The sequence below is a fragment of the Longimicrobium sp. genome, from assembly GCF_048594345.1.
Classification (GTDB): Bacteria; Gemmatimonadota; Gemmatimonadetes; order Longimicrobiales; family Longimicrobiaceae; genus Longimicrobium.
Map to the genome: position 1 here is coordinate 1 of NZ_JBMDXM010000178.1, position 3131 is coordinate 3131.

At 67.5% G+C, this 3131-nt stretch carries 3 protein-coding genes; all 3 read right to left on the minus strand.

Annotated features, from left to right (window positions below; genetic code table 11):
- Positions 1-99 precede the first annotated feature (99 nt).
- The 3 genes from ACOJUJ_RS19620 to ACOJUJ_RS19630 are packed head-to-tail and all read right to left on the minus strand — an operon-like array spanning position 100 to position 2869.
- Entirely contained in the window at positions 100-1329 is a 1230-nt protein-coding gene (locus ACOJUJ_RS19620) for a hypothetical protein (protein WP_420128597.1), read from the minus strand.
- A complete protein-coding gene (locus ACOJUJ_RS19625; protein ID WP_420128598.1) occupies positions 1329-1994 on the minus strand; it encodes a hypothetical protein in 666 nt (221 codons plus the stop codon). The genes ACOJUJ_RS19620 and ACOJUJ_RS19625 overlap by 1 nt, the downstream gene beginning before the upstream one ends.
- Entirely contained in the window at positions 1994-2869 is an 876-nt protein-coding gene (locus tag ACOJUJ_RS19630; protein WP_420128599.1) for a serine hydrolase, read from the minus strand. The genes ACOJUJ_RS19625 and ACOJUJ_RS19630 overlap by 1 nt, the downstream gene beginning before the upstream one ends.
- Positions 2870-3131 lie beyond the last annotated feature (262 nt).

Genomic DNA, 3131 nt, shown 5'->3' on the forward strand with positions numbered 1-3131 from the left:
AACCTCGTTGTGATAAAAAACGCGGGGGGTGCAGGTTCACATAAACGGGGCGGGGGGGTTATTTGGTCTCACCCCCCCCCCCCGCGTCTCCGCGTGAGATCACCCGCCCCGCGACCGCGGACGCTCCCAGTCGCGCAGGTGCCCGAGCAGGTAGTCGATGGAAAAGACGTGGCGCGAGTGGTCGTCGTCCGCGCGAAAGACGACGGCGGACCAGCCGCGCATGCCCGTAGGCGTGTAGCGGCGTCCGTGCATCCACAGCTTCTGGCCGCTGATGGCGCGGATCAGCACGCGCTCGTACCGCGACCGGCTCAGCTCGCTCTCGGGGAACAGGTTGTCCCAGGTGCACAGCCGCCCCACGTCCTCGTACTCCGGCGGCCGGTCCTCCAGGTCGAGCAGCGACGGCGCGCGCCCCCGCATCACCGAGCCGATGAGCCGGAAGGTCCACGGGTCGCTGATGCGGCGGATGGGGTGCCAGAAGTGCTTGACGATCAGCCCCGCCACGCTGCGCAGGCTCAGCTCCCGCCCGTCCGTCGTGCGCCAGGTGGTCTCGTCGATGTCGGCCTGAAAGGGGTTGCGCGGATAGCACACGTCCTTGGCCAGCCACCCCTTGCGCGAGGTGTGCTTGATCGGCTGGTACCCTTCGATTACCGGGATGCCCATCTGCTCCAGCATCTCCAGCTCGAACGACGGCCACGTCATCACCTCGCGCACGATCCCCACGATCAGCGTCGCCGTGGCGATCATCAGGCTGGCGCTGGGGGTAAAGTCGGCGGTGATCTCGATGCGGTCGCCGCGCGGCCGCACGCCCACGCCCGTGGAGCGCCGGTTGGTGGCCAGCAGCATCACCGGCGCGGGAAGGATGTACGACAGCAGCAGCGCCAGCTTTTTGACCGTGCGGCTGCGCCCCTGCTGCGCCGCCGGCAGCTCGAAGCTCACGTTGTAGTGCGTGCTGAAGCCGGTAAGGCGGATGTCGCGGTGGGTGCGCGCCTCCCAGTCGTCCAGCTGCTCGCGGATGTACAGGATGCTTTCCCACAGCGAGCGCCCCGTGCGCGCCGCCGCGCCCCGTTCGATCTCGATGACCGGCGTGGCCACCTCGATCACGCCCGTGTCAAAGTACACCGCCCCGCCCGTGGGCAGGTGGTAGCTGGTGCCCTGCCGGTGCATCAGGTTTCCCCGCACGAACGCGCGCGGCGAGCCGAACACGTCTTCCGGACGCACCGGCTGGCCGTCCAGGGTCACGGAGAACTCCGCCTCCATCCCCATCGCCGCAAGCGCCAGTGCACCGCCGGCGGGGGCTTGTGCGCCGCCCCCCTTCTTGGGATCAGGCATCATTCCCCCTTCTTTCCGCGCTGCTTGTCCTTCGCGCTTCCACCGAGCGGCAGAGCGTCATCGTCCTGCGCTTCATCGCCCTTTCCGTGCGGCACCACCGTTACGTATCCCAGGTCGAGGTGCAGATGATCTTCGGTCTTTCCCGGGCCCGTGCCGTACGGCAGCGCGCGGAACGCCGGGAACACCCGCGACGCCACCTCGGCGTAGCGGGTGATGTTGGCTTCGTTGTCCAGCCAGTCGTCGCCCACCCGGTACAGGTGCACGGCCACGCCCCAGCAGTGCACCGATGCGTCGCGGCTAAGCTGGTGCGCGGGAGAGCGGTAGCCGCCGTTGGCCGAGATGTGCACGTACGTGTTCACCTCCTGCCGAAACGCCTCCATCGCCGCGGCCAGCATGGTCACCGCCAGCGGCACGTACCGCTGCTTTTCCGCGCGCAGCATCTTGTGCTCGCGAAAGTCGATATCGATGAACTCCCACAGCTTGAAGTGCGGCGTAAGGCTGGTCTCCAGCGCCACCTCCCACGAGGGCACCTGGTAGAACCACCGCGGAAGCCGCCGGGTGTAGCCGTCGCGGCCCCGCACCAGCTCTCCCGGCCGCAAAACCCGCCGCGCCGTCTCGGAAAGCTTAAGCCCGTCCACCACCTTCAGGTCGCTCAGCCCGGCCATCAGCCCGCGCTCCCGGTCAGATGGTCGTACACGGCGCGGGAGATGCGCGAGATGGTGTCGCTGCGGCCGCTGGTCTTGCCCGCGTCCCACTCCGTGAGCACGACCAGCGCGTACGGCTCCCGGTTGGGGACGTACACGATCCCGGCGTCATGGGCCACGGTGCTGATCTCCCCCGTCTTGTTGGCGACGCGCACCCCCTCCGGCAGGCGGGCGGGAATGCCGCTGCGGAACTCCTGCTTGTGCAGAATGTCCAGCATTTTGCGCGACGACTCTTCGCTGAACGCCTTGCGCTCTTCGATGGTGCGCAGCACCTCCAGCATCCCGTCGGCGGTGCAGCGGTTGTTGATGCCGGCGTCGTGCGCCGCCTCGTCCTCTACCCCGCGGCGAAACTCCACGCCCTTGTCCAGCTTGAGCTTGCGCAGGTTGTCGGCGATGGCGTCCACCCCCACCGCGTCCACGAGCAGGTTGGTCGCCAGGTTGCTGCTGGTGGTGATCATGTGGTGCGCCAGCTCCTGCACCCGCATGGTCTTGCCGATGTTGCGGGGCACCTCGGCGTTGGCGTCGCGGCTGGCCGCCACGCGAAAGGTGCTGCCGTCGCCCACCGCGCTGGTGAACAGGTTGCGCACGTGCACGCGCGCCATGAGCGTGAGGCGTTTGTCTTCCACCGCGCGAAACACGCCCAGCAGCACCGGCACCTTGATGGTGCTGGCCGCGTGAAACCACTCGCTGCCGCGGTAGCTCCACGCCGTCTCCGTCTCATAGTCGTGGTACGCCACGGCAACACTGCGCGCCCCGCCCTTGTCGGCGATGGCGCGCACCTTGTCGCGTAGCGCTTCTTCCTGCTCCCTGCGATGGTTCTCTTTCCTGGATGACATCCGGCCCGTGTGTCAGCGGTCGCCCGGCCTGCCGATCGGCCGGGACAGAGCCGTCCGCCCTTGCAGGATCGGCGCCAGCGCCAGGGTCAGGACGTCCCGCCGATGGTACGGCGAGGTATCGAGGCGGTTTTAGGTGTGATGGTGTGATGGTGTGATGGTGTGATGGTGTGATGGTGTGATGGTGTGATGGTGTGATGGTGTGATGGTGTGATGGTGTGATGGTGTGATGGTGTGATGGTGTGATGGTGTGATGGTGTGATGG

What these genes read in the sequence shown, in the direction of transcription:
- ACOJUJ_RS19620 (WP_420128597.1), bottom strand. Translation starts at nt 1,329, where the DNA reads ATGCCTGATCCCAAGAAGGGGGGCGGCGCACAAGCCCCCGCCGGCGGT.
- ACOJUJ_RS19625 (WP_420128598.1), bottom strand. Translation starts at nt 1,994, where the DNA reads ATGGCCGGGCTGAGCGACCTGAAGGTGGTGGACGGGCTTAAGCTTTCC.
- ACOJUJ_RS19630 (WP_420128599.1), bottom strand. Translation starts at nt 2,869, where the DNA reads ATGTCATCCAGGAAAGAGAACCATCGCAGGGAGCAGGAAGAAGCGCTA.